The organism is Scytonema hofmannii PCC 7110, assembly GCF_000346485.2.
In the GTDB taxonomy this organism is placed as follows: domain Bacteria; phylum Cyanobacteriota; class Cyanobacteriia; order Cyanobacteriales; family Nostocaceae; genus Scytonema; species Scytonema hofmannii.
The window spans coordinates 8,791,333-8,817,949 of the sequence record NZ_KQ976354.1; the positions used below are offsets into that span (position 1 = coordinate 8,791,333).

26 protein-coding genes and 1 pseudogene are annotated in these 26,617 nt (G+C 41.3%); 14 read left to right on the forward strand and 13 right to left on the reverse strand.

The window, feature by feature from the left end:
- Positions 1 to 214: 214 nt before the first annotated feature.
- Positions 215 to 763 (forward strand): restriction endonuclease subunit R, encoded by a 549-nt coding sequence (locus WA1_RS37230; RefSeq protein ID WP_272819315.1) that lies wholly within the window; start codon positions 215 to 217, stop codon positions 761 to 763.
- Positions 764 to 868: 105 nt separating this feature from the next.
- Here WA1_RS37230 and WA1_RS37235 read toward each other — a convergent pair whose 3' ends face one another.
- Together WA1_RS37235 and WA1_RS37240 are read right to left on the reverse strand one after the other, a co-directional pair.
- Positions 869 to 2,473 carry a bifunctional ADP-dependent NAD(P)H-hydrate dehydratase/NAD(P)H-hydrate epimerase gene (locus WA1_RS37235; RefSeq protein ID WP_017750156.1) on the reverse strand — a complete coding sequence of 535 codons (1,605 nt, stop codon included), beginning with the start codon at positions 2,471 to 2,473 and terminating at the stop codon, positions 869 to 871.
- Positions 2,474 to 2,525: 52 nt separating this feature from the next.
- Positions 2,526 to 3,194 carry a hypothetical protein gene (locus WA1_RS37240; protein ID WP_148662850.1) on the reverse strand — a complete coding sequence of 223 codons (669 nt, stop codon included), beginning with the start codon at positions 3,192 to 3,194 and terminating at the stop codon, positions 2,526 to 2,528.
- Positions 3,195 to 3,557: 363 nt separating this feature from the next.
- Between WA1_RS37240 and mnmA the strand changes: the two genes are divergently transcribed.
- Positions 3,558 to 4,613: a tRNA 2-thiouridine(34) synthase MnmA gene (gene mnmA / locus WA1_RS37245; protein WP_017750158.1), complete on the forward strand. Its 1,056-nt coding sequence runs from the start codon at positions 3,558 to 3,560 to the stop codon at positions 4,611 to 4,613.
- 216 nt (positions 4,614 to 4,829) lie between these two features.
- Positions 4,830 to 6,305: an IS5 family transposase gene (locus WA1_RS37250; RefSeq protein WP_026135401.1), complete on the forward strand. Its 1,476-nt coding sequence runs from the start codon at positions 4,830 to 4,832 to the stop codon at positions 6,303 to 6,305.
- 495 nt (positions 6,306 to 6,800) lie between these two features.
- Here the strand turns inward: WA1_RS37250 and WA1_RS53835 are convergent, their stop codons facing one another.
- Both WA1_RS53835 and WA1_RS37255 read right to left on the reverse strand, forming a co-directional pair.
- A complete protein-coding gene (locus tag WA1_RS53835) occupies positions 6,801 to 6,947 on the reverse strand; it encodes a type II toxin-antitoxin system RelE/ParE family toxin (RefSeq protein ID WP_272819316.1) in 147 nt (48 codons plus the stop codon).
- On the reverse strand, positions 6,944 to 7,132 hold the full coding sequence (locus tag WA1_RS37255) for a hypothetical protein (protein WP_017749289.1): 189 nt from the start codon (positions 7,130 to 7,132) through the stop codon (positions 6,944 to 6,946). Before WA1_RS37255 ends, WA1_RS53835 begins: the two co-directional genes overlap by 4 nt.
- A 170-nt stretch (positions 7,133 to 7,302) precedes the next feature.
- On the opposite strand from WA1_RS37255, the gene sat reads away from it, so the two are divergent.
- The 3 genes from sat (at position 7,303) to WA1_RS37270 (ending at position 12,171) form a co-directional block, all read left to right on the forward strand.
- Positions 7,303 to 8,481, forward strand: a complete 1,179-nt coding sequence (gene sat, locus WA1_RS37260; RefSeq protein ID WP_017749290.1) for a sulfate adenylyltransferase — start codon at positions 7,303 to 7,305, stop codon at positions 8,479 to 8,481.
- 383 nt (positions 8,482 to 8,864) lie between these two features.
- Positions 8,865 to 9,911, forward strand: a complete 1,047-nt coding sequence (locus WA1_RS37265) for an RRXRR domain-containing protein (RefSeq protein ID WP_017749291.1) — start codon at positions 8,865 to 8,867, stop codon at positions 9,909 to 9,911.
- A 58-nt stretch (positions 9,912 to 9,969) separates the two neighbouring features.
- Complete coding sequence (locus tag WA1_RS37270; protein WP_017749292.1) at positions 9,970 to 12,171, forward strand: caspase family protein; 2,202 nt, start codon at positions 9,970 to 9,972, stop codon at positions 12,169 to 12,171.
- Between the two features lie 161 nt (positions 12,172 to 12,332).
- Here the strand turns inward: WA1_RS37270 and WA1_RS37275 are convergent, their stop codons facing one another.
- The 3 genes from WA1_RS37275 to WA1_RS53840 all read right to left on the reverse strand — a co-directional run bounded on the left by WA1_RS37275 (position 12,333) and on the right by WA1_RS53840 (position 15,641).
- Complete coding sequence (locus WA1_RS37275) at positions 12,333 to 13,766, reverse strand: tyrosinase family protein (RefSeq protein WP_017749293.1); 1,434 nt, start codon at positions 13,764 to 13,766, stop codon at positions 12,333 to 12,335.
- Positions 13,767 to 14,000: 234 nt separating this feature from the next.
- The gene (locus tag WA1_RS37280) at positions 14,001 to 14,879 is read right to left on the reverse strand and encodes an S-methyl-5'-thioadenosine phosphorylase (RefSeq protein ID WP_017749294.1); all 879 of its coding nucleotides are present in this window, start codon (positions 14,877 to 14,879) and stop codon (positions 14,001 to 14,003) included.
- A 189-nt stretch (positions 14,880 to 15,068) separates the two neighbouring features.
- The gene (locus WA1_RS53840; RefSeq protein ID WP_017749295.1) at positions 15,069 to 15,641 is read right to left on the reverse strand and encodes a DUF2887 domain-containing protein; all 573 of its coding nucleotides are present in this window, start codon (positions 15,639 to 15,641) and stop codon (positions 15,069 to 15,071) included.
- On the opposite strand from WA1_RS53840, the gene WA1_RS37290 reads away from it, so the two are divergent.
- On the forward strand, positions 15,640 to 15,930 hold the full coding sequence (locus WA1_RS37290) for a recombinase family protein (RefSeq protein ID WP_017749296.1): 291 nt from the start codon (positions 15,640 to 15,642) through the stop codon (positions 15,928 to 15,930). The genes WA1_RS53840 and WA1_RS37290 overlap by 2 nt on opposite strands.
- A 213-nt stretch (positions 15,931 to 16,143) precedes the next feature.
- Here the strand turns inward: WA1_RS37290 and WA1_RS37295 are convergent.
- Together WA1_RS37295 and WA1_RS37300 are read right to left on the reverse strand one after the other, a co-directional pair.
- A pseudogene (locus tag WA1_RS37295) lies at positions 16,144 to 17,287 on the reverse strand (ISAs1 family transposase).
- 39 nt (positions 17,288 to 17,326) lie between these two features.
- Positions 17,327 to 17,812 carry a hypothetical protein gene (locus tag WA1_RS37300; protein ID WP_017749297.1) on the reverse strand — a complete coding sequence of 162 codons (486 nt, stop codon included), beginning with the start codon at positions 17,810 to 17,812 and terminating at the stop codon, positions 17,327 to 17,329.
- Positions 17,813 to 17,879: 67 nt separating this feature from the next.
- Between WA1_RS37300 and WA1_RS57565 the strand changes: the two genes are divergently transcribed.
- From WA1_RS57565 to WA1_RS53845, 4 genes are all read left to right on the forward strand, one after another.
- A complete protein-coding gene (locus WA1_RS57565) occupies positions 17,880 to 18,044 on the forward strand; it encodes a hypothetical protein (RefSeq protein ID WP_158516742.1) in 165 nt (54 codons plus the stop codon).
- 344 nt (positions 18,045 to 18,388) lie between these two features.
- On the forward strand, positions 18,389 to 18,610 hold the full coding sequence (locus WA1_RS55920; RefSeq protein WP_148662851.1) for a hypothetical protein: 222 nt from the start codon (positions 18,389 to 18,391) through the stop codon (positions 18,608 to 18,610).
- A 25-nt stretch (positions 18,611 to 18,635) separates the two neighbouring features.
- Positions 18,636 to 18,920, forward strand: coding sequence for a type II toxin-antitoxin system HicB family antitoxin (locus WA1_RS37305; RefSeq protein ID WP_017749298.1), 285 nt, complete (start codon positions 18,636 to 18,638; stop codon positions 18,918 to 18,920).
- Positions 18,917 to 19,105, forward strand: coding sequence for a type II toxin-antitoxin system HicA family toxin (locus WA1_RS53845; protein ID WP_081403017.1), 189 nt, complete (start codon positions 18,917 to 18,919; stop codon positions 19,103 to 19,105). The genes WA1_RS37305 and WA1_RS53845 overlap by 4 nt, the downstream gene beginning before the upstream one ends.
- Positions 19,106 to 19,287: 182 nt before the next feature.
- Here WA1_RS53845 and WA1_RS37310 read toward each other — a convergent pair whose 3' ends face one another.
- A complete protein-coding gene (locus tag WA1_RS37310) occupies positions 19,288 to 20,496 on the reverse strand; it encodes an MFS transporter (protein ID WP_017749299.1) in 1,209 nt (402 codons plus the stop codon).
- 213 nt (positions 20,497 to 20,709) lie between these two features.
- Between WA1_RS37310 and WA1_RS37315 the strand changes: the two genes are divergently transcribed.
- Positions 20,710 to 22,398, forward strand: coding sequence for a GH3 auxin-responsive promoter family protein (locus WA1_RS37315; protein ID WP_017749300.1), 1,689 nt, complete (start codon positions 20,710 to 20,712; stop codon positions 22,396 to 22,398).
- Positions 22,399 to 22,454: 56 nt separating this feature from the next.
- Here WA1_RS37315 and argJ read toward each other — a convergent pair whose 3' ends face one another.
- Entirely contained in the window at positions 22,455 to 23,618 is a 1,164-nt protein-coding gene (argJ, locus tag WA1_RS37320) for a bifunctional glutamate N-acetyltransferase/amino-acid acetyltransferase ArgJ (RefSeq protein ID WP_017749301.1), read from the reverse strand.
- Between the two features lie 270 nt (positions 23,619 to 23,888).
- Between argJ and WA1_RS37325 the strand changes: the two genes are divergently transcribed.
- Complete coding sequence (locus WA1_RS37325) at positions 23,889 to 24,176, forward strand: type II toxin-antitoxin system Phd/YefM family antitoxin (protein ID WP_017749302.1); 288 nt, start codon at positions 23,889 to 23,891, stop codon at positions 24,174 to 24,176.
- Complete coding sequence (locus WA1_RS37330) at positions 24,173 to 24,487, forward strand: type II toxin-antitoxin system RelE/ParE family toxin (protein WP_017749303.1); 315 nt, start codon at positions 24,173 to 24,175, stop codon at positions 24,485 to 24,487. Before WA1_RS37325 ends, WA1_RS37330 begins: the two co-directional genes overlap by 4 nt.
- 241 nt (positions 24,488 to 24,728) lie before the next feature.
- Here WA1_RS37330 and WA1_RS37335 read toward each other — a convergent pair whose 3' ends face one another.
- Both WA1_RS37335 and trpD read right to left on the reverse strand, forming a co-directional pair.
- Positions 24,729 to 25,232, reverse strand: a complete 504-nt coding sequence (locus WA1_RS37335) for a DUF6174 domain-containing protein (RefSeq protein WP_017749304.1) — start codon at positions 25,230 to 25,232, stop codon at positions 24,729 to 24,731.
- 212 nt (positions 25,233 to 25,444) lie between these two features.
- Complete coding sequence (trpD, locus tag WA1_RS37340) at positions 25,445 to 26,545, reverse strand: anthranilate phosphoribosyltransferase (RefSeq protein WP_017749305.1); 1,101 nt, start codon at positions 26,543 to 26,545, stop codon at positions 25,445 to 25,447.
- Positions 26,546 to 26,617: the final 72 nt, after the last annotated feature.

Consider the following 26,617-nt stretch of genomic DNA (forward strand, 5'->3'; position numbering starts at 1 on the left):
GTAAGTTTACGGCTCCCAGGGATTGGGTAGGCGCAGTTAACATTATGTTGGCTGCTTTGCAGGCTACCGCCTTCCAGGTTAAGGGAACACAACTGTCTATTGAGTCCTTAACCCAGGATGTTGTAGTTTCATAATCTCGTGAGAGATGTGAGGCTTAAAGGTAGCACTTCAGCTAGTTGAGGATGAGCAATTTTTCCGGGAATGGCAAGATAATTTGCCAGAAATTACAGAAATAGAAAAGCAGCGACTTGACGGAGTTAAAGCAAGTTATGCCAACATGCTCCGATATCCTCCTATGCTGGAGAATACTGTCAAAATGGTGGCGTTATCTCCTCTGTTAGAATTAGCTGGCTTTTATTTACCTCCTTTTCATATTAGATCGGAAAAATCTATAGAAATTTCTGCTGAAGATGAAGGAGTCATTGTCAAAGGAGACATTGATGTCTTAGTTTTATTTGAACAGATGTGGATAGCAGCGATTGAGTCTAAGCAAGCACATTTCTCTCTTGATGCAGCAAGAGCACAGCTACTAGCTTATATGCTGGCTGATTCGCATTCAGATAAACCAACCTTTGGATTAATTACAAATGGTGCTAATTTTCGATTTATTAAATTAGTAAAAGGAACAAACCCTCAATATGCTTTATCCAAGCTTTTCGATATTTTTAATCCTGGAAATGATTTATATCAAGTTTTGAGCGTGTTGAAAAATCTGGGATTTATGATATCTGTAGGTTGGGTTGAGGAACGAAACCCAACATGAATTCTCTTGATATGAATTTCCATACAAATCGTTACAGGTATGAGATGATTAGTTTGTAGTTGAGATGCATGCGCTAAAGCGCAACTACAAACGTAATATGACTTCTTAACGCAGTACTTGTAATAAATACTGTGTAAGTGTATGTGCATCTACGCCTAGCTCTGTTCGCTCTTGTGCTGCTAGAATCGCTGCTTGAGAGTGCCACCAAGCTGCAGTTGCAGTAATATCTTCTATGGGAATGTTTTTAGAAGAAGCTTGAGCTAGCAATCCACCTAGTAAACCGGTTAGTACATCCCCACTACCTCCTCGTGCTAAAGCTGGGGTACTTTCGGGATTAAGCCAAACTATACCTTGAGGAGTGGCGATCGCAGTTCTTGCTCCTTTCAACAACACGACTGCAGTACTTTGTTCGGCTGCTTCTCTGACTGCCTTCACTCTATCTTTATTGGGATCGGAAATATTGGGAAATAATCGCTTAAATTCACCAGCATGGGGAGTGAGTACTGTAGGTGCTTGTCGCTTTTGTAATGTAGGAATAGTTCCCATATCGGCTAAGATATTTAAGCCATCGGCATCTAGAACTAGCGGGACTGTACTGTCTAGAACTTCTTGTAAAATTGGGCTAGCATCTCTTGTTAAACCAGGACCGCAAGCAATAGCATTAAATTTACTGAGGTCAGTATTTTCTGGTAGCTGAAGTTGCGCGAGCGCTCCTGACTCAGTTTCCGGACAACCAATAATCAGTGCTTCTGGTAACTGTGCCACCATTATAGACTTGAGAGATTCTGGTACAGCAATGGAAAGCATCCCGACACCACTTGCTCTTGCTCCTAACCCAGTGAGTAATGCTCCTCCAGAATAGCGACGCGAACCACAAATAAGTAGTAGATGTCCTTCCTTGTATTTGTGGGTGACTGGTGGACGGGGTAAAGGGAGAGTGGAAAGCGCAGTTGTTCTGGCGATACGTTTTATACTTAGTAATTTACCTAGTATGGCGTGTATGTCAGCCAAGGGGATATCAAAATCTATTAATTCTGCTTTGCCAACATAGTCTAAAGCATGGTCTTGCAATAAACCAAGCTTCCATAAACCTAAACAAAGTGTATGGGTCGCACGTACCGCAGTTCCCAAAACTTCCCCAGTATCTGTATGCAATCCTGAAGGTAGATCGATGGAGATCGCTGGTTTATGCCATTCATTTAGCTGGTTAATAGCTGTAGCAATAGGATCGGAGATTGCTCTTTCCAAGCCAAATCCAAACAACCCATCAACGTATAGGTGACAATCCGCCAGTTGCTCAATTGATTGGTAAGAAGGAATACCTATACTTTGAGCGTACTGTAAGTGTTGGGAAGTTAATTCTTTAAGTTTGGAGAAAGGACAATAAATGCTAACTTCATAACCGCGAAAGTACAACTCACGAGCAACAACTAAAGCATCACCGCCATTGTGACCGGGACCGACGAGAATTCCAACGCGGGGAGAAGGGGAGTAGGGAGTGGTGAGTGGGGAGTGGGGGAGGAGGTGGGGAGTGGGAGGGGAATAGGTATTAGTTTCTGCCAATTCTCTTTGGATGCGATTGGCAATTAATCCCGCTACTTTTTCCATCAAAGCTGCTACAGGCATTCCCCCGGCAAAAATACGTCCTTCGATCTCCCGCATTTGTTGTGCGGTGACGACTACCTGTGAAATAAGTTCTTGTCTATTCATAAATTTTGGATTTTAGATTCTAGATTTTAGATTAATGCAAAATCCAAAATTGTTATTTGCCATAATAAACTCTGGCATTCGATAAAGCCCGATTTCGGAGATAGCTGTTTAAACTTTCTGCTTGCGATCGCTCTTTAAAAGGTCCAACTCTCACGTGTTCGCCCCGTGGCTCATTTCTGGCTTCCACATATTCTCCATACCTGACTAATCCTTTAATCCGTTTTTCAAGATCGCGCAAGTCTTGGGAAATAGCAGGAACGACTACATAGTAACATTTATCACCATAAACTCTGCATTTACTACCAGGGAAGGGTCTGTCTGGATAGGGTCTATCTGGGTAAGGTCTGTCACCGACAATCTGTCCATTTGAAATCTGGATAGCTCTAACGCCTCTTAAACCATTGGATACTAGCCTGTTAGCTAGCCTTTGCATACGATATTCTCCACACTCATACCCTGCTTGAATGGCATCCCTATAAAAGAAAGCGTCGCGTACTACTCGCCGGACTCGACTTAGCCCGTTACTTCTATCCACCAATATACGATAGCACTCTCTATTATCTCGGTAGTCCCAATCTAGTCTCTGAGGTGCGCTGTCTTCTTGATAGCTTTCAAAAGGTGGAGGGGGAGGTAATGTTTCGTATTGACCATTTGCAGAAGTCAATGGCATCAGCACTACTACCCATCCTCCTAAAAGTAAAAACAGACAGTTAATGCTCAAAAATGTTGTGTTCCTGTTTAGTATGTTTTTTGACATATTTATTGGTAACTAACACGCAAAAAGTTGGAAGTATAAAGTATGAAAAATAAAATGTTTTTTGGTAAGTTTACCGTGTCTCGTAAGCGGAAACAATTGAATTAGTCGAAATTTAAGCGATCCATCCCCTTATCGGTACAATATTTCACATTTTATCTTTTATCCTTCACACTTTATCCTTGAGTCAGGTGGGCAAGAAAGCGTCAAATTTGGTACGCTTAAATTACCGCTTTGCATATCATGGGTAAAGCTTACAAAGTTTGACACAGAGTGCCAAACTGTATTTCTTAGGAAGCGGTCACTAGCGATCGCAAAATATAACGGAGTATGAACAAAGTCGTAGTAGGTCTTTCTGGTGGCGTTGATAGTTCCACCGCTGCAGCCATTCTGCACAATCAGGGCTATGAAGTGATTGGTCTGACCCTTTGGTTAATGAAAGGAAAGGGTCAGTGTTGCTCTGAGGGTATGATAGACGCGGCTTACATTTGCGAACAGCTAGGCGTTCCCCATCACGTTGTTGATATTCGGGATGTCTTTCAAACAAATATTGTCGATTTCTTGGTAACTGGTTACAGCGCGGGGATCACACCTTTACCTTGCTCGCAGTGCAATAAAACAGTGAAGTTCGGTCCAATGTTGCGGTACGCTCGCGAAAATTTGGGATGCGATCACATTGCTACGGGTCATTATGCCCGCATTCAGTACGATGAAGCAACAGGGCGTTACCAACTGTTGCGAGCTGTTGATCGCAATAAAGACCAGTCCTATTTTCTGTATGACTTGTCACAAAATTTACTATCAGGTTCCGTGTTCCCTCTTGGTGAAATGCTCAAAGCGGATACCCGTCGCATTGCCGCAGAACATGGTTTGAAAACTGCTGATAAGCCAGAAAGTCAAGACCTATGCTTGGTAGAAAGTAACGGTTCAATGCGAGCATTTCTTGACAAGTATCTTGCGCCCAAAAAAGGGGATATTATAGATACCACAGGGAAAGTTGTGGGACAGCACGAAGGTGTCCATCACTACACAATCGGACAGCGAAAAGGCTTGGGGATCGCAGCCGCCGAACCACTGTATGTCATATCTCTAGATGCAGTGAATAACCGCGTGGTTGTAGGCGATCGTACAAAAGCAACTCAGCCAGAATGCACGGTAGGTCAAGTTAATTGGGTATCCATAGCCGAAGCATCCAGCCCCATTGGAGCTGAAGCACAAGTCCGCTATCGGTCAACACCCGTACCAGTTACAGTCATTCCTCTAGAAAACTCTCGCGTCCGCATAGTATTTGACGAACCCCAATTCAGCATTACCCCCGGACAAGCAGCAGTATGGTATGACGGAGAAAAGGTTTTAGGTGGCGGAATTATTGAGCAATTTAATTAGAGTGGTTAGTAGTTAGTAGAGGCGCAAGGCATTGCGCCCGTACATGGTTAGTGGTTAGTTGTACTTTTAATTAGGGCTTGCTGAAAAAGAAAAAAAGGAGACAGTCTCTAAATTCTCAGACTATAGAAGTATATTCAGGTGCAAGAGAGGAGGGTAGAATAGCCAAAAATGCTTGCATCACTGCGATCGGCAGCATCAAGTATGCTGTTAGTAACCATGTACCGAAAACAGGGACAAACTTCAATCCCAACTGAAAACTTTGAACTCCCGTTCGAGGGCAAGTTATCAGAAGATAATCGTTGGGTAATGATGGCTGCTTTCATTCCTTGGACAGAATTTGAAGAAGAATATTCTTCATTTTTCTCAGTAGAGATGGGAGCACCTGCCAAATCTTTTCGGATGGCATTAGGGGCATTAATAATCAAAGAAAAGTTGGGGATAAGCGATAGAGAAACAGTAGAGCAAATTAAAGAAAATCCTTATCTACAGTACTTTATAGGAATGTCATATTATAGTAATGAAGCTCCATTTGATGCATCAATGTTGGTACATTTTCGGGAAAGAATTAGTGTGGAGCTTGTTAACAAAGTGAATCAAGAAATGGTGAAGAAGATGCTAGAAGCAACATCTTCTAAACTATCTGAAAAAAAAACAGAATCACCAGAAGAAGAAGGTGAGACACCCAAAAATCGGGGAAAATTAATAATAGATGCAACTTGTGCTCCGGGTGATATCAGCTATCCGACAGATTTAGAGCTACTCAATCAAGCAAGAAAACAGACAGAGAAAATTATAGACTTACTTTACGAACAGACTTTGGGTCAATTAGAGAAAAAACCAAGAACCTATAGAGAGAGGGCTAGAAAGGATTATCTAGCAGTCGCTAAAAAACGTCGCGTTTCCCAAAAAGACAGGAGAAAAGCAATTAGAAAACAACTTCAATATATCAAAAGAAACTTATCTCATATTGAACAGCTAATTATTTCAGGAGCCTCTCTGGAAGATTTAAGTCACAGACAATATAAGATGTTGCTTGTAGTTGCAGAAGTCTACCGTCAACAACTCTGGTTGTATGAAAATAAAAAACAGAGTATTGACGACCGCATTGTCAGTTTAACCCAACCACATATCCGTCCAATTGTCCGAGGGAAAGCTGGTAAATCGGTAGAATTTGGGGCAAAATTGTCTGCTAGTTGCTTTGAAGGATATATATTTTTAGACCATATAAGTTGGGATAATTTTAATGAATCAGGAGACTTAAAAGCTCAAGTAGAAGCCTTTAAAAATTACACAGGGTACTATCCAGAATCTGTTCATGTTGATAAAATTTATCGCACAAGAGAGAACCGAGCTTGGTGTAAAGAAAGAGGTATTATAATGAGCGGACCTCCTTTAGGAAGACCCCCAGCTAATGTTAGTAAAGAAAAAAAGAAACAAGATTTAGAATCTGAGAGAATTCGTAATTGTATTGAGGGAAAATTTGGACAGGGGAAAAGAAGATTTAGCCTCAATCGCGTGATGACGAAACTTGCTCATACTTCTGAAACTGCAATTGCTATTACTTTTTTAGTGATGAATCTTTCTACTCAGCTCTCGCGGCTATTTTATGCTTTTTTATGTCTATTTTTTAAAACTACACCTTTTTCCCCATTTACTATTATTGAAAATAATCAGTCCTTAAATCATAGATAGCATCTGCTTATATTAGACCCTTGTTGAGTAACTAATCAATTCTTATCTTGCTGTTTTCTGACTTTTTCAGCAAGCCCTAATTAGGGACTTCCAAATAAAAAAGTCTCCCAAAATTTCTTGTGGTGCGGGCTTCTAGCCCGCCAATAATATAGGACGGGCGAGGACGCCCGTACCACAAGATTGGGTAATTTATTTCTTGGAAATCCCTAATAGGGGTAAAAAAATCCCATAGGGCGTAACCGTACCAGATGGTTGACGCTCCCCATACCTAAAGGTAAGGGGATTCTGCAAGAGTTTCAGCCGTATTTCTTGCATACCCGACTGTTGGAGTTTCCCGCACGTGGCGGTGATTCCCGTAGGCTTGGTTCCTGGACTCCACCCATCAAGGATCGATATCTTCCGAGGTATGACTTTCCCCCAGTCCGGGGGTAGGGTTTTAAAAACCTGTTTGATTAAATTTTAACATACTTGACTGCGATTAAAATCGCCCGCGCCTTACCCCCATGTCGCGCATCCAGGGGCTTGCACGGCGCGGATAATTCGGTCAACTACTCTAGCCGCATACTGTGGTGAGTTTTGTGAAACGTAAGCATAAATAGCAGACAGATTTTCTACGGCTGTATCAGTCCAAAAAACTTTCACTCTCGTATTCCAAATTTTGCCCGAACGTCTTGCACAGATGTAACTCTACCAGCTTTACTGTCAGCAAGTCCAGCTTCAACTACTTGCCTAACATAAATCTCGTACATCAAGTCGTCCCATGTGCAGTTTTCTGGCAATCTATCTATCAACTTTCGAGCTTCTTCTTTAATGTTTAGACTGTCCATGAGTTTAGCACGAACCTAGCTTTACTTATATATTATAGACGACCCGTGACCACTAACCGCTCATCCCTAACCTCTAATCCCTAACCCCTAACACTTAACTAGTGCTCAAGATTTGGTAACTTAATTAAATAGCTAAAAAAAAATGTAGTTATCACACAGAAGGCACAACCTTGAGTTATCATCTTGATGCTATTGCGCCGCATGGCGGGCAGTTGGTGAATCGCATCGCTACACCCGAACAAAGGCAAGAATTTCTCTCAAAAGCTGACTTTCTACCGCGAGTGCAACTGGATGAACGGGCGGTTTCCGATCTCCAAATGATAGCAATTGGTGGTTTTAGTCCACTCACTGGTTTTATGAACCAGGAAGATTACAATCGCGTTGTTACAGAAATGCGGTTGGCTAACGGTAGTGTTTGGGCAATTCCCGTAACGCTATCTGTAGAAGAGGAAGTCGCTGCTTCTTTAAAGGAAGGCGGATTCATTCGCTTAGATAATTCTGCAGGTGAGTATATCGGTGTTTTAGAACTCACACAGAAGTACAGCTACGATAAAAGTCGCGAAGCGATTAACGTTTACCGTACTGACGATTCCAACCATCCTGGCGTACAGGTGTTGTACAATCAAGAACCAATACACCTTGCAGGTGATGTGTTGTTGCTACAACGCGATCCCCATCCTTTCTTTCCCAAATATCAAATCGATCCCGTAACATCGCGGCAAATGTTTGGGGAAAAGGGTTGGAAAACTATCGTTGGGTTCCAAACTCGTAACCCCATCCACCGCGCTCACGAGTACATCCAAAAGTGCGCTCTAGAAATTGTGGATGGTTTGTTTTTGCACCCCTTAGTAGGCGCAACAAAAGAGGATGATATTCCGGCTGATGTGCGGATGCGCTGCTATGAAATTTTGCTAGATGGATACTACCCTAAAGATAGAGTCATTCTGGCAATTAATCCTTCTGCAATGCGCTATGCTGGGCCTAGAGAAGCAATTTTTCATGCCTTAATTCGCAAAAACTATGGCTGTACTCACTTCATCGTGGGTCGGGATCATGCTGGAGTAGGAAACTACTACGGTACTTATGATGCTCAATACATTTTTGATGAGTTTCAACCAGAAGAATTGGGCATCGTACCAATGAAGTTTGAACACGCTTTCTACTGCACGCGCACCCAGCAAATGGCGACAAGTAAAACAAGTCCAAGTAGCCCTGAGGAGCGCATTCACTTATCGGGAACAAAAGTGAGGGAAATGCTGCGTCGGGGAGAGTTACCCCCACCAGAATTTTCTCGTCCAGAAGTGGCAGCAGAATTGGCAAGGGCAATGCAAGTGCCATTACCAGTCTAAGGCACATTCGGTACAAAGAATCAAGTATAAACTTTTACTTTACACTACAGACCTCAGCCCTTAAGCTGATACTGAATCCAGTGCTAAACTGAAAGTTTTTTTGTGCAAGCATCTGGCAAACTAAAAGGGCGGACGGACTGAGGGCTGATAGCTAATTGTCACTGACCCCCGAATAGAATTCAGGGGCTTGCAACAGGGAGATTCACCAATCCTGAATGCGAGACTAAACCAGAGTCTAGACGCTAACCATTCACGTTAGGACAAAAAACTGAACTGCTTGGGCGTAGTAGCCCACAAGACGTTAGAAATGCTTCCCTAGTTTTTACCTTCTCTAGCAGTCAGTGTCGAAGGGATATATATACCTAGCAATAGGACTTATCGTAATGTTTGTACCAGTAGTAGACAAAAATAACCGTCCTTTAATGCCAACAACTTGTGCTCGCGCAAAACGTTGGATTAAATCGGGAAAAGCGACACCGTTCTTTAAAAAAGGAGTGTTTTGTGTTCGACTAAATCAAGAACCATCAAATAGAAACACGCAACCAATAGCAGTGGGCTTAGATCCAGGATCTAAGCGCGAAGGTTACACGGTAAAATCAAAAGCTCATACCTACCTGAATATCCAAACTCATGCCATTGATTGGGTAAAAGACCACGTAGACACTAGGCGAAATATGCGGCGTGCTAGGAGATATCGTCATACTCCGTGCCGCAGAAATCGCAAAAATCGACTGGTTAACAAACAAAAACTACCACCCTCAACACGTAGCCGATGGCAGTGGAAGCTGAGGATTTGCAAGTGGTTAGTTCAGATATTTCCGGTATCGGTTTTCGTGGTTGAAGATATCAAAGCCAAAACTTGGAAAAAGGCACGTAAATGGAATTCAATGTTTAGTCCATTAGAGGTCGGGAAAAAATGGTTTTATTCCGAAATAGAACAATTAGCTCATTTAGAGATTAAACAAGGTGCAGAAACTTATGAAATGCGCCAAAACTTGGGTTTGAAGAAATCCAAAAACAAGCTGTCCAACAAATTTGACGCGCATTGTGTTGACTCTTGGGTATTAGCTAACTGGTTTGTTGGCGGACACGTTAACCCCGATAATACCAAGCTCATCGAAGTTATACCTTTAGAATTCCATCGTCGTCAATTGCATAGGTTGCAGCATCAAGCGGGACATATGCGACCTCGCTATGGTGGGACAATCAGCGATGGTTTCAAGCGAGGGTCAATCATCAAACATCCCAAATATGGGTTTTGTTATGTTGGGGGTTGGCAAGAATTTCCTACCAAGAAAGATCCCAATAGAAAAACGATTTCGCTCCACGCGCTTGCTACTGGTAAGCGATTGACTCAAAATGCGCTGTCCAAAGATTGTAAGTTTTGCGCTTACAGTTCTTGGAGAGCGACGCCTGATAAATCAGGCTGAGTCGTGTTTCCTCCGTGGGCTAAAGCCACACGGTTTCCACACTCTCAGGAGTTTTTAGATGAAGCGGCGGACGTTTTTACAAAGGATTGGCTCCATACTCGCGATCGTGGGTGTCACTGACAACGAGTGGTTGACTTTGGGAAACCGCTATTCTCAAGCTTTGGCACAACCAAGACCGCACAAGTTGGCATTATTGGTAGGCATTAATCAGTACCCACAATTTTCATCACTAACAGGTTGTTTGACAGATGTAGAACTCCAAAAGGAACTGTTGATTCACCGCTTTGGTTTTCAACCGTCAGATATTCTCTGCTTAACGGACGCTAAAGCAACCAGGGAAGACATTGAGCTAGCTTTTTCAGAACATCTCGTTAAGCAAGTTCAGCCCGATGATGCGGTTGTATTTCACTTTAGCGGTTATGGCAGTCGCATTCAGTTGGAAACTTCGCAAGATACCTTGCAAAACGCTCTGGTTACCGTTACGGAAAAAGAATATACACAAGATAATAAAAATGTCAACTATTTATTAGAAGACACATTGCTGTTATTAGTGCGATCGCTACCCACACATCGCGCAACAGCAGTCTTGGATACAAGTTACTACGTTCCCCAAACATCGTTACCAACAGGGCTAAGAACTCGCGCCCGTCCGGTTTCAGTAGATACTGTTGTGGTAGAAGAGGAAGTTCAGTTACAAAAACAACTGAAGGAGAAGGTGTCTGCGCCCTCGCCCGGTGTTGTACTCACAGCAACCTCTCATTCCAAACAATTGGCACGAGAGATACAATTATCTGGGTTTAGTGCGGGATTATTTACATACGCCTTAACACAATATCTGTGGGAAACTACCCCAGCAACAACAGTTCAGGTTTGCATCTCTCATGTGGCAGGTACTTTACAGCAGTTAGGTAGTACCAAACAGCAGCCTGCAATACTAGCTGATAAAACTGATAAAAACAATCCACAAGCACGTGCATTCGTTGCCAATCATTTTCTTCCAGACTCGAACTTGGGGGCGTCTGGAGTAGTGATGGGAATTGAAGAGGATGGGAAAACTCTTCAGCTTTGGTTGGGAGGCTTACCTTTAAACGTATTGGAATACTTGGGAGCTAATTCCCGCCTGACTCTCGTTCCGTCAATACCAAACTCCCAACTCGTATTGCGATCGCGAACTGGTTTAATGGCAAAAGCACAAATTGTCAATATTGAGAGCGAACCAAAAGTTGGGCAACTCATTCAAGAAGCAGTGCGGGTGCTACCTAAGAATGTAGGTTTAACAGTTGCTCTTGACACCAAACTCGAAAGAATAGAAAGAGTCGATGCGACAAGTGCTTTTTCAACAGTTTCTCGCTTATCGACTGTAGTAGCGGGAGAACAACTCGCTGACTACGTATTTGGAAAACTGCCAGAATCCAAGAGTAAAGAATCAGGTGCAACAAATTCAACAGTAGTCTCTCTCAGTCGCTATGGTTTGTTTTCTCTGGGTGGAGAACAAATCCCCAGTACCTTTGGAGAAGTGGGAGAAGCTGTAAAAGTCGCAGCCCTGCGCTTAGTACCAAAACTGCAAACCCTTCTAGCTGCAAAACTATGGCGACTTACAACAAATGAGGGTTCATCACTTTTGGGTGTGAAAGCAACATTGGAGATGCTTGGCACTCTAGCACCGCGAACGTTAATGCAACGAGAAACATTGCGAACTCAAAATACAGAAGCATCAAGTAAAAAGACATTTAGCCCCGAAACTGGGGATATACCCACCGTGACGATTGGTAATCGGATACAGTATCGAGTGGAGAACACAAGCGATCGCTCAGTCTATTTAATGCTGTTGGGGCTAAATAGTAGTAAAACAGCGATCGCGTTATTTCCTTGGTATAAAATGATTGAAACTGAAGCTGCAGAGGGTCAACCACAGCTTGTTAATTTAGTGATTCCTCCAGGAGAAACCCGTGTTTTCCCGCAAACAACTTCCGGTTTTGAATGGGTTGTACAAGCACCAGCGTCTTTAGCTGAAACCCAACTCATTTTTAGCACTGCACCCTTTACTCAAACTCTTGCTGCGTTAGAAACTGCCAAAAACCCAAAAGCAGAACAGCAACGCATTCAGCCTGCAATGAATCCTCTAGAAGTTGTACAAGCCGTGCTGCAAGATTTACACAATGCCAGTGCAGCCACTGAGATGAATGGTACAGCCTCTGATTCTTATGTGTTGGATGTGAATCAATGGGCAAGTTTAAGTTTCATTTATCAAGTAGTTTGAGTTGAAAATAGGGAGTAGGGAGTAGGGAGTGGGGAGTAGGGAGTAGGGAGTGGGGAGTAGAAATGTAATATTTAAGCGGAAATTAGAACCCCGGTTTCTTGAAGAAACCGGGGTTCTGACAACCCAATTATCGCATCCCTTGCAGTATTGCTATGAGTCTTTCAAACACCTGCCACTTTTTTCACACCACCTTTAGAGAGTTGGCGTGATGAAACCTTAAGAGTATCGTAGGTATAGCCATACTTTTTGTAATTCAAAGTATTGGCGGGTGTAACAATATCATCTGAAGAAAAACTAGGCAGTAGAGATAATAAATCTCCCGGACCCCAGTTTGCAGGAGTCGATTCACCTCCATCCCAAGGCCACAATCGGTCATTGAGATTCTCTCCGTATTTGTTACCTGAAGCAGGATAATAAGCGCTACCTCTATGACCTTTTTCTTGCCACTCAGCCCAAAGGCGATCGACATTGGAATGAATCAACCAAAAGACGGGATCGTTGATAGAACCAGCCAGGTCAGCCATTGTACCTAGAGGTTCGGGACGACCTACGGCAGGGTCAAACGTAGCCCCACCAACAAAGCTATGGAAATAGTTATGTTGAAAAACTCCGGGTGTTGGTTGTCCTGTAGAATTTGGTTTAATAAAACCTTCTAACGTTAGGCGAAAAGTTTGATAGTCGTTAATGGGAAAAAGTTGGTCTACATCTTCTTTAGGCACAGGATAATTATTTGTGGGAGGCACTTGCAAAAACCGCAAGATTGTGTTGCCTAATGTTTCTCCAGATGGCTTAAAGTGCAAGTCTGGATTTAAAACCCATCCGCTTGCTAAGGAGAAAGGTCCGGATAAAACTGGTCCCCCTTGAACCTCTACCAAATTTGGAGCGCCAGAACCGCCGTTTGAACTGTTCGGTGGTGTAAAGCCATTTGGAGCACCATTGGGAGAACTGTTTGAAGATGTGGGTAGACCTCCTTGAGCGTTACCCAAATCTAAAGGTATGCTAATGGTTACCCCTTGACCATTTGGTCCCATAAAGTCATCTTGAAAGATAACTGACAAAGCTTTAGCATCTGTCCAATCCCAGTAAGGAAGCGTTACGCTGGCGTCTACCGATCGCAAAGCTTGTTCAAATCTGTGTATAAACTCACGATGCCAGGGTAAGAAGAGGTCACTTTCATGAGCACCATCATGTCCAGCCGCAGGACCTCGAGCACTGTCAAACATTAAACCCATGGCTGCAACATGCACTGCAACAAATTGGTCGTAGATACTCAGCTGACTACCTTCTGAAAAGGTATGCTTTAGTGTCTTCAGGGCATTGACAAATGCATGTTTCTCTTCTGAAGTCAAATCAACAACATTCTTTCTCACTTTTGCAGTCACTACTTGTCTGCGAGCAAGACGAATACTGTCGGAATATCTGCTAGCAGAACCATTATGATTAACATCAAGTGCGGCTAGATTAGTATTAATACTGGCTTGCTCGTGCTTGTAAGGCTCAGCATTATAAGAAATTGCTGGGGTTCCAAACACGATTAGGACTGCAACCAGCCCAGCAAGAATGAGTGTTTTGATAGCTTTGCGAGAGATTTTCATAGTCTGTATGCGATTTTTGTTAAGCTCCAAGACTTTTTAGAGACTTGGAAAAAACAATAAGTACTAAGTATATAAATTTACAGAATACAGAATTGACCGCAATAGAAAATCTTTAGCAAAACCCTTCTATTCTTTCGTAAGTAAGGCAAAAGCTATCTTTTCTCATACTCATTTTTTTAAGCCAAGAAGGAATAAAAAATTACTGGTCACTGGTCACTGGTCACTGGTCACTGATTACTGGTCACTGTATTTTTTCAGCAACAACTCCAATTTCTCTTTTGTCGCTGGTGGTGCTTTTTCTAAGTTAGTTAAAATTGCATACTTCAAAGCTGAGTGTGCATCGCTAGGCGGTGGATTGTCGCTCAAACGTTTGACTGTTTCTTGAATAACCCTTTGGGCATTGACAGCATTTTTCTGTAAATTACTAACTACCATCTCCACGGTCACGCTGTCATGGTCTGGATGCCAACAATCGTAATCTGTGACTAGCGCCAGAGTTGCATAGGCAATTTCTGCTTCTCTCGCTAGTTTTGCTTCTGGCAAATTTGTCATCCCAATGACAGTTGCATCCCAGCTACGATAAAGATTTGATTCCGCCTTTGTAGAAAATGCGGGTCCTTCCATACATACATATGTACCACCACGATGTAGGGTGATATCGGGGAGATTTAAGTCAGCGATCGCATTCGCTAAAACTCTAGCCAAATTCTTACAAATGGGATCGCCAAAAGCGATGTGAGCAACAATTCCTTCACCAAAAAACGTCGAAACTCGATTTTTAGTCCTATCGATAAACTGATCGGGAACCACCATATCCAATGGTTTAGCTTCTTCCTTTAAAGAACCAACGGCTGAAGCAGAAATTAGATACTCTACGCCGAGTTGCTTCATGGCATAGATATTGGCGCGAAATGGCAACTCTGAGGGTAACAACGTATGATTGCGTCCATGACGAGCTAAAAATGCTACTGGAGTTGCATCCACTGTCCCCAGTATTAAGGCATCAGATGGCGAGCCAAAAGGCGTTTGAACTTGTACTTCTGTCACATCTTTCAGTGCATCCATTTTGTATAAACCACTACCACCAATAATTCCAATACGAGCCTTTGCCATTATTTTTAACCAAATTTGTCATTTGCCATTTGTCATTTGTCATTAGCACAACACAAATGACAACGGACAAATGACAGTTAAAAATATTTTCTCACTTTCTTAGTTCCGTGAGTGCTTCTCTCTAAGTCATCAAGCAAACAATTGGTTAAATATAAGTGTCCTATAAACAGCCTGTCCTGTAAGCAGGTTTTACTGTTGAGTATTTTTTCTCACAGTTTCGACATCCACTTCTAGGGAGTCTGCAATTTGCTCAATGCTTAACCCTAACTTTATTAGTTTGGGAATCATCTTTAACTTTGTCGATAGCGCACCTTCTTCTCTACCTTCTTCTCTACCTTCTTCTCTACCTTCTTCTCTACCTTCTTCTCTACCTTCCTGTTTACCTTCTTGATAAACTCTACTTGTTTTCAAGGAATCTAAATTCAGCATCACTTCAAGTTCCTCCCGACTTAAGTTGACAAATTTATCGATCGCCACTGCTTTAATAAATTCTAAAACCTTTTCCTCCAAAGTGGTATCAGTTAGTTCTTGTTGAGCTTGACCGATCAACTGTCTAGCTAGTTCTCCAGTTTTTTCTTGGCTTTTATTCTCGACTATTAAACGCATCACTCCTACAGACAGAGATGGGTTGGGAGTTTTCGCCAGTTCATCCAAATAAAAGCAGCGTAAATTTGGTAAGAAGAAATTCAAGTATGATAAAACTTTATCGATAATATAGTAGAATATAGTCATGTAGTACCAAGTCAAGGCTAAACATGACATGAAACTTGCGGATTACGCAAAGGCAATAGGTATATCTTATCAAACAGCATGGAGACACTTTAAAGCAGGTAAGATTCCATACCCCACAAAGCAACTAGACACAGGGACTGTGATTGTTGATTATAACCCTCAATTGAATGCGGCTAAATTACATAAAGCTGCCATATATGCTAGGGTTTCTTCGGCTGAAAATAAGGATAACCTAGATCGTCAAGCAGAGCGATTAATAAATTACTCCCTAGCTAAAGGTTATCAAATAGCTCACGTCGTGAAAGAGGTGGGGAGCTAGGGCAAACGCATTAAAATTTTCTAAAAAATAAGAATCATCAGATATATAGCTTTCAAATGATTTCAGCTATCGGAGAGAAGTCACTTTTTATTAATGCAATTGTATTTTCCCAATTCTCTTAATAATTTTCTTCTAAAATAAGATAAAATCTCACAAAAAGATGAGAACAGAATGCATTAACCCTGTTCAGAAAAATCAGAAATTCATAAAAATTCAAAATTTCATAATTCCCGCTAAAATTTTTTCCAGATACTCGTTATCCCATCCGGCTTTATTTCGTTTCCGTTTGACGCCTGCTTTTACTGTTTTATCTTGATTTAAAAGATTCAGGGCAATATGCCTAATGATTGCCAAATTTTGAGGAGCATTATCTTTTCGGATGCGCGAACTATCTTCATTAAATTGGACATCAAGAACCCAATGCAACTTATTTTCTATGTTCCAATGTGTACGTACTCCTTGGGCTAATAATTCAGCATTATTAGGTAAACTACTAATAAAATAACGAGTTTCTAGTGTGGTTGTCTCATTTTCTGTCCGCCATGAATTTATCATCCCAACGCTTGTAAGTTTTGACCATTTATTTTCTGGATCTATTAAGTCTTGAATATTACTTAACACCACACATTGTCGAATTTCCTGACGACCATGACCCAATTCATCTTGACGAACTTCGCTCTTATCAAACCCTTGAAATTGGTTACTAATCGCTGATTTAAATAGAGAGTCAACTCGTTCATATAATGAATTTTGATTTCTTTTTAAAGCAATAACGTAATCTCCACCTTGTTCCACAATCTGGTTGACGATTTCTTTCTGACATCCAATGGCATCTATGGTTACAATGCAGCCATGAAGACATAAAACTTTTAATAATTCAGGAATTGCTGTAATTTCATTTGATTTTTCATTAACTTTCACTTGTCCTAAAACTAGACAATTAGCAGACGCCCAAGCGCTAACCATATGTATGGCTGCTTTATCATTCGACGTATCATAAGAACCACGAAGTGTTTTTCCATCAATTGCTATTATCTCTTGATTGGTTAACTTACTAATAGATTTAATCCAACATATAAAACTGTTTTGAAATTGTTCTGGATTAATGCGGGCGAAGACTCAAAGCAATTGTATCGTGACTCGGAATACCATTTGGTAATTCTAAAAATTTTTTCAACCATTCTTGTTTTGACTCTCCAAACAACTCAATATCTTCCCATGTGTCTGCTCCACAAATGACAGCACAGATAGAAATTGTGATGATATCAATTAATTTGTGTAGTTTTCGGCGTTCTATTCTCGGATCGTCAATATTTCTAAAATGTTCAGCTATTGTAATTTGAGGTTTTAGTTTCATAATCATTAATTACTTATTTTTTCAACATAAATAAAAAATTTATTTTAAATCATTAAATGATATGGCATTTGAATAAAGCTTTGAAAGAAGCTTGGCAACTGTTTGACGAGCTGACTTTTTGTGTTTGAGAATTTTTTTGGCTAACTCAATTGCCTCATTCATCCTAATTGATTTTGTAACATTTTCAATACTGTCCGAATTGGTTAACATAGAATTTGTGATTGTTTCAAATTCACTCTCGAACCCCGGCCTTGATTTTGTGATAATTTCATCTTGGCGATGCTGCAAGGCAGCCGCTTCGCGAGCGCAATCCGATGATTTCGTGATTAAGTCAAAATCTGCTCGTTTTGATTGTGACACATTTTCAAAACTTTCCCCAGAATCAAGTCTATGAGCTAGCTCCATCACTTGTGTGGCCAGAACTTTTGGTACACGAATCGTAATTGTGTCTTTATTATTCCAAATTGCTTTTCTACCCGCATTTTCACGTCTTCCTCCCCTGTTCCCGTGGCGTGATAATTTCATGTGCTGAACTTTCTACTGAATTAATCACACAATCATTTTAACTACTACACGGAGGCTAAATCAACTTATGACAATTTATGAGAATAACTATCTCCATTTTATTGGATTCGGGTATGGGTTGCGATCGCAAAAACCAGTGATCGCAACCCACACCCGAATCTTGATTTTGTCACATATTCATTTTCTGGGAGTTTTGATTTTGATACAAATTCAAATTTGGCTTCAGCATTAAGTCTGAAAGCTAGTTCTATTATACTTTCCAATTCTTTTTATCACTCCAATAGGGTTGTTTTTCACGCCGCCCGACCCAATTGTCTTTTCGTAATAATTTCATTTACTAAATCTCTGACAAGCATCCCCATCCATATCTACGTATTTTTGTCAAGCTCATTTTTGACAAGTTTTAATGCGTTTGCCCTACTCTGGTTGACCGATGAGTTCAAAGAATAATTCAGGTATTTCTTTGAATATTTCATAGAAAAGTGGGTCGGCAGTCATACATTTTTTGTTAATGAGATTGAAATTTCATTAGTATAAAATACTTGATTTTTATTTAATAAAAAATATTTTATTGTCATGCTAGCAATTCACAAGGTATTATCATTCAATGCTATGAGGGAATTGTTCTTACTACTATACCCACGACTAGCAGCACCTCCGCGATCGCCTGCTGTACCCTTATTAGAAGGAGGTGGTGGAGGTACAAATTTGATTGGAGTTGCTATAATAGCAGTAAAATCTCTACCACTGCTGGTAAAAATCGTTTATTTGAAGTGCCTGCTGATAAAACTAAGTTAAGTAGTAAGTTCTATCACTAACGAGAATGCTAACTTATAAAGCAATGTATAAGTTTCTCAATGAGGGCGTGCATGGGGAGGTACTAGACTTCCCTGGAACAATTACGTTTGCTCCTAATTTGGAAAAAGCGCGAAGTTCATTGGCAAATGCACTTGTTGAGATGGCGGAGACAAACCTGGTCAATGGTGAACCTTTGCCTAAGCCTAATCCGCTATTTACAGATCCTGAGGCCGATCTAGAAGAACCTATTCACCTGATTCTCTCAGCAGCTTCTCGTATACGAATTGTTCCCGATCTAGCTGCATCATGAAGCGCCGAGATTTAATTCGTCATTTGAGCCAGCACGATTGTATATTGGTACGTGAGGGAGGAGAGCATTCTATCTGGGAAAACCCTGCAAACAGCCATCGTACCTCCGTACCTCGTCACAGAGAAATTCCTGAATACACAGCACTGAGAATATGCAAGCAGTTGGAAATTCCTCCTCCATTTTAGGCTAACCCAAGAGTTTGGAAAATTACTTGTTTGCTACTTCAACTTAAAAGTGCCGATCTAAAGATGCTGGGAATGTGAATGTGAAAGTTACTGGGGAAGTGGATATTGCCGATGTGAAAAATGGATTTTCCAGTGGGATGGACGTGAGAGAATATCCAGCGTCTTGACACAAGTTCACAATATCACCGTGAACCGTCACTGGTCACCGATCCCTGGTCACTGTTAATGTTTTTTTGGCTTAAGAAACTGAGAAAACTAATGACGATCCCTACAGCACCTGCTACATAAAACACGGTTTCACCACTGCTTTTCCACACGGGTCCGAGAAAAACTGGGGACAAAAATTGTCCTAAGGAAGAAATTCCCGTGCCGATCGCCAATATACCAGAACGCTGATTTACAGGGGATAAGTCAGATAATATACTGTAAAGATTGGGCATAACGATGCCAAATCCCATTCCAAATAAAAGCGCAGCGATCAAAGCTAATTGAATGTGTTGCAGATGGGGAATTGTGATTAATGTGAGCGCCATCAACCCAAAGCCCACACCAATAGCTGGGGTAACCCCGAATCTCTTGGCTAGCAAACTAGCACCTACTGCGGACATGATAGCCGCGCCGATGGCTCTTGAAGCGAGAATCGCGCCATTGAGTACCGTATCAGCTCCAATGGCAGCTTTAAAATAAAGAGGAGCATAAACAATCACGACATAGAATATACCTGAGGCAAGTCCCAGTACCAACAAAAGTATCAGAACACTAGGCTTTAGCAGGCTTGTACTTAGCTTTTGGGTGTTAGTTAAGTCAAGAGTCGCTGCTTGTTGAAACTTTCTTTTTTTTAAAACCAACGCTGCTGCTAGCGCTACAGGCAATGCCAAGACGTAAAGACAGAAAGCAAATCGCCAGTGAGTAGACCCTAACCATCCGCCTAAGAGAGGAAAGATTATACTGGCAGTTGCTAGCGCACTAGTAGCGTAACCCATAACTCGCGATCGCGACTCTCCTTCATACATACCACCCAGCAGACCTATACTGGCAGCTGCAATACCGCCATTACTTACACCCAATAGAGCACGCGTCCATAGCAGAGAGTCAAAGTTCTGCATTAAGCCCCCTGCTGCGCCAAACAAAGCATAGCAGATTAGAGAGAAAATCAAGACTTTCAGTTTACCGATACGGTCTGCCAAAATACCCAGCACTGGACTGGAGAGGGCGGTCATCAAAGTGTGTATACTGACAACAGTTCCTGCCCACCCCGGATCGATCCGTAGTTGCTCTACAATCTCTGGAAAAACAGGTGCCACGATACCACCCGTCATGCTAGTTAGACAGCCTGCCGCCAATAGTACTAATAGTGTGGGAGCCTGCTTAGAAAAAGAAATGTTGGTCATCTATGTCTGAGTTACTTAGTTACCAGTTAACATACCAGGATGCAGAAGTAGACACATAAAAGACCAAAATAGCTCCCGTTAGCTTCAACTTTATGAGTTATTCATAAAATGACTTTCAGCATAACAAAGCTTTCTGATGTAAAATCAGCACCTGTGGATAGACTGATATACAGTAATTCTTTCACAAAAAGCTCTGACTTTTACAAAACCTCAATGGCAAATTTCTTTTTTTCACTTTTAAGCACTGCAGCCAGACAGTCGAAAGCAAATTTTGTGAGAAAAACTCGTCGAATCAGTGCAGTGCAAGAGAATTTTTTACGCAACCTGTTGCTGGCACATCAAGATACTGAACTAGGTCGGAAATATGGGCTAAGAGATATCAAAACTATCGATCGCTTTCGAGAGCAAGTCCCAATTCTACCTTACAGCAGCTATGAACCTTATACTACGCGCATAGCAAAAGGTGAAGCAAACATTCTGACAGCAGAACCAGTGGCTCACCTCATTCAGACTAGTGGTTCGACTGGAAAAAAGAAACTAGTCCCAGTGACTCGGCGAACTCAGAAATCTTTGGAAAGGGCTTATTGGACGAGTACTGGCTTTTTATGTGAGGCGCTTTCAGCACGGGGGCTAGAGTTTGGTAAAATAATGGTGACCAAGTCAGTACAGCTGCAAGGACGTACCACTGGCGGTATTGAGTATGGCACAGCTGGTGAAGTTAACCTTCGCATGAGTAAGTTTATCTGTCAGCAGCTATTTGCTAACCCTTATGAAACCCTACAGGTAGCGGATAGCTTGGCGCGTCATTATATTTGTTTGCTATTCGCCTTGCGTGAAGAGTCCATGCGGGGGATGGCGGAAAGCTTTCCCATGCTTATATTGCGGAATTGCAGTTATTTAGAACGCTACGCAGAAGAATTAATCCGAGATATCGATACTGGAGCGATCGCAAGTTGGTTAAAAATCGATCCAGAACTGCGAGCAAAATTAGAGAAGGGATGGTTTGCCAATCCCAAGCGAGCCGCACAATTAAAAGAAATCTGGAAATCCCTTGGACGAATAGTCCCCAAACTCGCTTGGCCTAATTTGTCATTTATTATCGCTGCACGTGGAGGAACGTCAGACTTTTATTTTGAGCGATTTCCTACCTACTTTGGAGATATACCAGAATTTGGCGCAGGCTATTCCACCTCAGAAGCTATTTTTAGCATTTACCACGACCTGAATGACGATAGCAGTATCTTAGCGATTGAGCAGGGCTTTTTTGAGTTTATTTCAGAAGACCAATGGGAAGCAGAGCATCCCAAAACCTTACTAGCCAATGAAGTAAAAACTGGAGAGCGGTATCGCATTTTGGTAACTAATTATAGTGGTTTCTACCGTTACGACATTGGTGACATTGTGGAAGTTCTTGGGTTTTACGAACAAACACCCCTAATCGTTTTTCGCTACCGTCGAGGCGGACTGCTTTCTGCAATAAATGAGAAGACAACTGAATTTCACGTAACACAAGTAATGCAGGCTTTGCAACGAGACTTCAGCGTACCCTTAGAAGATTTTTGTATCACCTTGTCCGAAAATGATTTCCCATCCTACTATTTAGTAAACATTGAACTTGCCTCTGGTCATACACTCAGCAATCCCCAAGCCTTCCTAGCCAACTTTGACAGCAAGCTAAAGGAAATTCATATTTCCTACGAAGTCAACCGCCGGGATCAAGTACCACCTCCCCGACTCCGAATCTTAGCGCCAGGTAGCTTTGCGACCCTCCGCCAACGCCAACTGCAAAATGGCATTCCAGATGGGCAATTGAAAGTCCCTCATATTAGTGAAAATAGGGCTTTTCTTACTGGTTTACCAGTTCAACATGAGGTTAGGTTAGCAGTGACCAGTGACCAGTGACCAGTGACCACTAACAACTAACCACTAACAACTAACCACTAACAACTAACCACTAACTAAGTTGAATATTTAGAATTAGTGTCTACATACCCTTCTGATAAGTCGCACCCCCATACAGTTGCAGAAGCTTCACCAATATTAAGGCTTACATGGATATTCACTTTATCCTTTGACATAACTTGTCGCAATTGTTCGAGATTTTCCTCATTTGAACTATTCGGATAAAGTTGAATATCATCAAATCTAATGACAACATTATCTGGATTGATTTCGCGAGCGCTTTCACATTTTCCCATCGCCATAGCCACTCTTCCCCAATTTGGATCTGCTCCATACACTGCAGTTTTCACCAATGGCGAATTCACAATTGCTTTGGCAACTCGTCTAGCTTGTGCATAATTGCTAGCTGAATCTACCATCACCTCAATCACTTTAGTAGCGCCTTCTGCATCTCGCGCAACCATTAAGGTTAACTCATGAGCAATTTCATATAATGCACGCGTAAATTCATGTTCCTGAACTTCTCCAGCCAAACCATTAGCAAGAATAATAGCAGTATCACTAGTAGAAGTGTCAGTGTCTACACTCAGGCAATTAAAAGTTTTATCTATAGTGGGTCGAAAAATAGAACGCAGTACATCTGGAGGAATTGCAGCATCTGTAAAAAAGAAAGTAAGTAGTGTTGCCATATTAGGCTCAATCATACCGACACCTTTGGCAATTCCTACTAGTTTGGCATTACCAACTTGCCGTGTTGCCAATTTAGGTGTATTATCGGTGGTCATAATAGCACGAGAGGCTAAATGAAAATCAGCAGAAGCTAATTTTTTTCCTATACCTGATAAACCTGCTCGAATTTTTTCCATTGGGTAACGTCTCCCAATGACACCTGTAGAAGCTATCAAAATATTGTTTGCTGGAACTCCAGTTTCAGTAGAAACAATTTGTATAATTTCTTCTGCATCCGTTTTGCCAACAACACCATTAGCAACATTTGCATTTTTAGAGATCACAATAATTCCTTGTGCTTTTGAATCCTTTAAGTTCTCACGGCTAATTGTCACGCTTGAGCCAGCAAAAAGACTTTGAGTAAAGACTCCATCAGCAACACTTTCAACGTCTGATTTAACAAATAAAAAATCCTCGCGAGTATCTCGTATTCCCAAATTAGTCACAAATGTACTAAATCCTTGAGGTATGGAAGATGCCGTTAATTGCATATTTTTCCTAAGTTAATACTTTATGATGATATTGACCAGATGGTATTTTTATATTTGCTCCATAATGACTTGCTTAAGTCCAAATAATACATTTATTCGCTCAGTTTACCGTGTATTTAAAAAAAGAGATGAATGTAAGCTTCATATCAAGCTGATTCTTGAATATCATCGCTACTCTCAAAAATATTTGCATTATACTTGTGATAAGTGTACACTTAATTTGCACTAAATTTAGTGTACGTCCAAAAAAGTGCCTGCTTAGGAGGTAATGTGTTAGATATCAGCAGAGGTATTAATTCTCTCTCAAACTTCAAGCGAAATACCACTGAGTTCATGGAACAGTTACGGAAAACAGGTAAGCCAGTAGTTCTAACGGTTAACGGGAAAGCCGAGCTTGTAGTGCAAGATGTAGAATCTTATCAAAAGTTGCTTGAGCTTGTCGAAAGGCTTGAGACAATTGAAGCGGTCAAAGTAGCACTGCAAGAGATGAAGGAAGGAAAAGGGGAGCCTGTAGACGAGGTATTTAAGGAGATTATGCAATCGCTGGATGAGAAATGAAATATCGAGTCATTATTCTTCCAGTAGCAAAAGCTGATATGAAAACAGCAGCTAAATGGATCCGGCAGAATGATTCTTCAGAGAAGGCAAAAGCCTGGGTGAGTGAAATAAATAAAGCTATTGTAACTCTCAGTACTTTCCCTGCTCGATGTGCCTTAGCTCCTATTAGTGATACTTTTGAAGAAGAAATACGGCAACTACTTTATGGACAAGGACGGGGGATATATCGCATCCTTTTTACTATTCAAGATGAAACAGTTGTAGTACTTCGCGTACTTCATAGCGCAAGAGATATTGATTCAGAGTTTTAAACACTTTCTGAGAGAGCATCTTAATTTAGATTATGTAGAAAAAACATTAGAAGCGGTAAAAAAACCGATTTTAAAGCCAACTTTTGAAAGGAAATAGAATCTAATTTGAAGATAGGCGCTGGTGGACTAGAACGAAATAACGAGGTATTCTGGTCTCAGGATACCTTTATTTTATCCCTCTAGGTATGGGGTGAAGCTCTTGCTCTTCCCCTAACCTCTACTACCTATTTTCAAGAGCTTTCTATCGAATTTCTGCAAAATTCTCAATAGTTAAATAGACTTCTTCATCAGCTATTTGAGCACTGTAATCAATACTAATTTGGGTTGGGTAGCCGAATTTAGCATTGTATTGAGCATTTACGCTCTCTGCTCTACGCTTAATAGCATCTTGAATTACATTAAAAAGCTTGGGAATTGTATCGTATTGCTGAAAAAATTCTGGATTACTGACTGGTTGACCTGTTTCAACAGAAGTGATGGAAGTTGTTTGACCGTTTCGGACTTCAATGATGACTGGTCCTCTTGCATCAGGTATACAGAAGCAACTATTGCTAAGTGTATAGCGATAGTTGACAATATTCCGTTCATTCCAGAGATTTTGATTAAATCGCAACCGTCTTAAGTCCAAATTATTTGCTGCTGACGATTGTGTTGGTCGTCTGAAAGGTTCAGATAATACTGGAGTGGTTGAACTTAAAGACAGCATGATCCCCATACCAATAGCGATAGCAACAGGTAAGCGCATATAAATTTATAATAAATGTGCTCTAACACTTTAATACGCTCGCACCTAATTCACAACATTAAATATATTCTTTATTGGAATTTTAAATAAACTTTAAAAGTATATGAAAAATGCTTAAAGTTCGTCTGAGTCCTATATTTATCACGATCTTTATCAAATAAACAATTGGTTGATTGAGGACTGAAAATCTTCCAAATCCTCAATCCTCTTACTTATTGAAGAAATTGAGAAAGTTGTTCTAACTTATTCCAAGCAAGACCGCTTTGAAGAATATCTTTCGCGATCGCACAGGCGTTAGTCAAAGTCTCAAAATAATCGCCAGTCTCCGATACCGCTTCACCAACATACAGTGCTAAAGCTGTATTGAGAGCAACAATATCCTGCTGTGCTTGAGTCCCTTTCCCTTGAAGAACAGCTTTGAGAATTTCTGCATTTTCTCGGACATCTCCACCCTTGAGTTCGCTAATTGGCGCTGGAGTAATACCCAAGTCTCGCGGATCGAGTTCTAGCAAGTGCATTTGTTTGTTAGACACAACAGCTAAGTCAGTTTTATCTCCTAGCCCTGCTTCATCTAATTTTTCGCGTCCATACAACGCAACAGCCCGATGAGTTCCTAATTGATACAAAACTTTAGCAAACGTTTCTACCAAAGCTGGCTTATTCACTCCAATAACTTGTCCGGTTGGTCTTAAAGGATTAATCAGTGGACCGAGTAGGTTAAAAATTGTGCGGACTTTGAGAGTTTTTCGTAAAGGAGCGATCGCTTTAAGAGCAGGATGCCAATCTGGTGCAAATAGAAAAGTAATGCCAACTGCGTCCACGGCTTCTTGAGTTCTCTTACTGCTGGCTTTGAGATTTAAACCCAAAGCTTCCAATACGTCAGCCGAACCAGTTTTACCCGATGCCGAACGATTACCGTGCTTGGCAACTTTTACCCCAGATGCGGCAACCGTAAAAGCAACAGCTGTAGAAATATTAAACGTTGATGCTCCATCTCCGCCAGTTCCACAGGTATCAACGAGTGGTGAGTTACCAACAACGCTGTCTCGTAGTGTCGCTTTGATGGACTGGGTATATAGAACTTTAACCATACCCAACAATTCTTCAGCAGATACACCCTTCGCCTGAATTGCTGCTAAAATTGCACCCGACAGCGCAGGTGGAATACCTTCTGTCAGCCAACCATACATCAAATCGGAAGCTTGAGAAACTGTCAGTGATTCACCATCTAGCAATTGCTGTAATAAAGCAGACCAATTGGGAGGTTCGTAATTGAAAGCATCTTTTGCAACTTGAACTGGTGCTGATACCATAATCTTTGCTCCTCGTAAAGTACTTTCGTACACCAAAACAAATGAAAATTTTCTTCTCCTGTAGAGACGCGC

Excerpts from the sequence above, each read along its gene's own strand:
- WA1_RS37235 (WP_017750156.1), bottom strand. The coding sequence starts at position 2,473 with ATGAATAGACAAGAACTTATTTCACAGGTAGTCGTCACCGCACAACAA.
- mnmA (WP_017750158.1), top strand. The coding sequence starts at position 3,558 with ATGAACAAAGTCGTAGTAGGTCTTTCTGGTGGCGTTGATAGTTCCACC.
- WA1_RS37250 (WP_026135401.1), top strand. The coding sequence starts at position 4,830 with ATGTACCGAAAACAGGGACAAACTTCAATCCCAACTGAAAACTTTGAA.
- WA1_RS37255 (WP_017749289.1), bottom strand. The coding sequence starts at position 7,132 with ATGGACAGTCTAAACATTAAAGAAGAAGCTCGAAAGTTGATAGATAGA.
- WA1_RS37265 (WP_017749291.1), top strand. The coding sequence starts at position 8,865 with ATGTTTGTACCAGTAGTAGACAAAAATAACCGTCCTTTAATGCCAACA.
- WA1_RS37270 (WP_017749292.1), top strand. The coding sequence starts at position 9,970 with ATGAAGCGGCGGACGTTTTTACAAAGGATTGGCTCCATACTCGCGATC.
- WA1_RS37275 (WP_017749293.1), bottom strand. The coding sequence starts at position 13,766 with ATGAAAATCTCTCGCAAAGCTATCAAAACACTCATTCTTGCTGGGCTG.
- WA1_RS37280 (WP_017749294.1), bottom strand. The coding sequence starts at position 14,879 with ATGGCAAAGGCTCGTATTGGAATTATTGGTGGTAGTGGTTTATACAAA.
- WA1_RS37290 (WP_017749296.1), top strand. The coding sequence starts at position 15,640 with ATGAAACTTGCGGATTACGCAAAGGCAATAGGTATATCTTATCAAACA.
- WA1_RS53840 (WP_017749295.1), bottom strand. The coding sequence starts at position 15,641 with ATGTCATGTTTAGCCTTGACTTGGTACTACATGACTATATTCTACTAT.
- WA1_RS37300 (WP_017749297.1), bottom strand. The coding sequence starts at position 17,812 with ATGAAATTATCACGCCACGGGAACAGGGGAGGAAGACGTGAAAATGCG.
- WA1_RS57565 (WP_158516742.1), top strand. The coding sequence starts at position 17,880 with ATGACAATTTATGAGAATAACTATCTCCATTTTATTGGATTCGGGTAT.
- WA1_RS55920 (WP_148662851.1), top strand. The coding sequence starts at position 18,389 with ATGCTAGCAATTCACAAGGTATTATCATTCAATGCTATGAGGGAATTG.
- WA1_RS37305 (WP_017749298.1), top strand. The coding sequence starts at position 18,636 with ATGCTAACTTATAAAGCAATGTATAAGTTTCTCAATGAGGGCGTGCAT.
- WA1_RS53845 (WP_081403017.1), top strand. The coding sequence starts at position 18,917 with ATGAAGCGCCGAGATTTAATTCGTCATTTGAGCCAGCACGATTGTATA.
- WA1_RS37310 (WP_017749299.1), bottom strand. The coding sequence starts at position 20,496 with ATGACCAACATTTCTTTTTCTAAGCAGGCTCCCACACTATTAGTACTA.
- WA1_RS37315 (WP_017749300.1), top strand. The coding sequence starts at position 20,710 with ATGGCAAATTTCTTTTTTTCACTTTTAAGCACTGCAGCCAGACAGTCG.
- argJ (WP_017749301.1), bottom strand. The coding sequence starts at position 23,618 with ATGCAATTAACGGCATCTTCCATACCTCAAGGATTTAGTACATTTGTG.
- WA1_RS37330 (WP_017749303.1), top strand. The coding sequence starts at position 24,173 with ATGAAATATCGAGTCATTATTCTTCCAGTAGCAAAAGCTGATATGAAA.
- WA1_RS37335 (WP_017749304.1), bottom strand. The coding sequence starts at position 25,232 with ATGCGCTTACCTGTTGCTATCGCTATTGGTATGGGGATCATGCTGTCT.
- trpD (WP_017749305.1), bottom strand. The coding sequence starts at position 26,545 with ATGGTATCAGCACCAGTTCAAGTTGCAAAAGATGCTTTCAATTACGAA.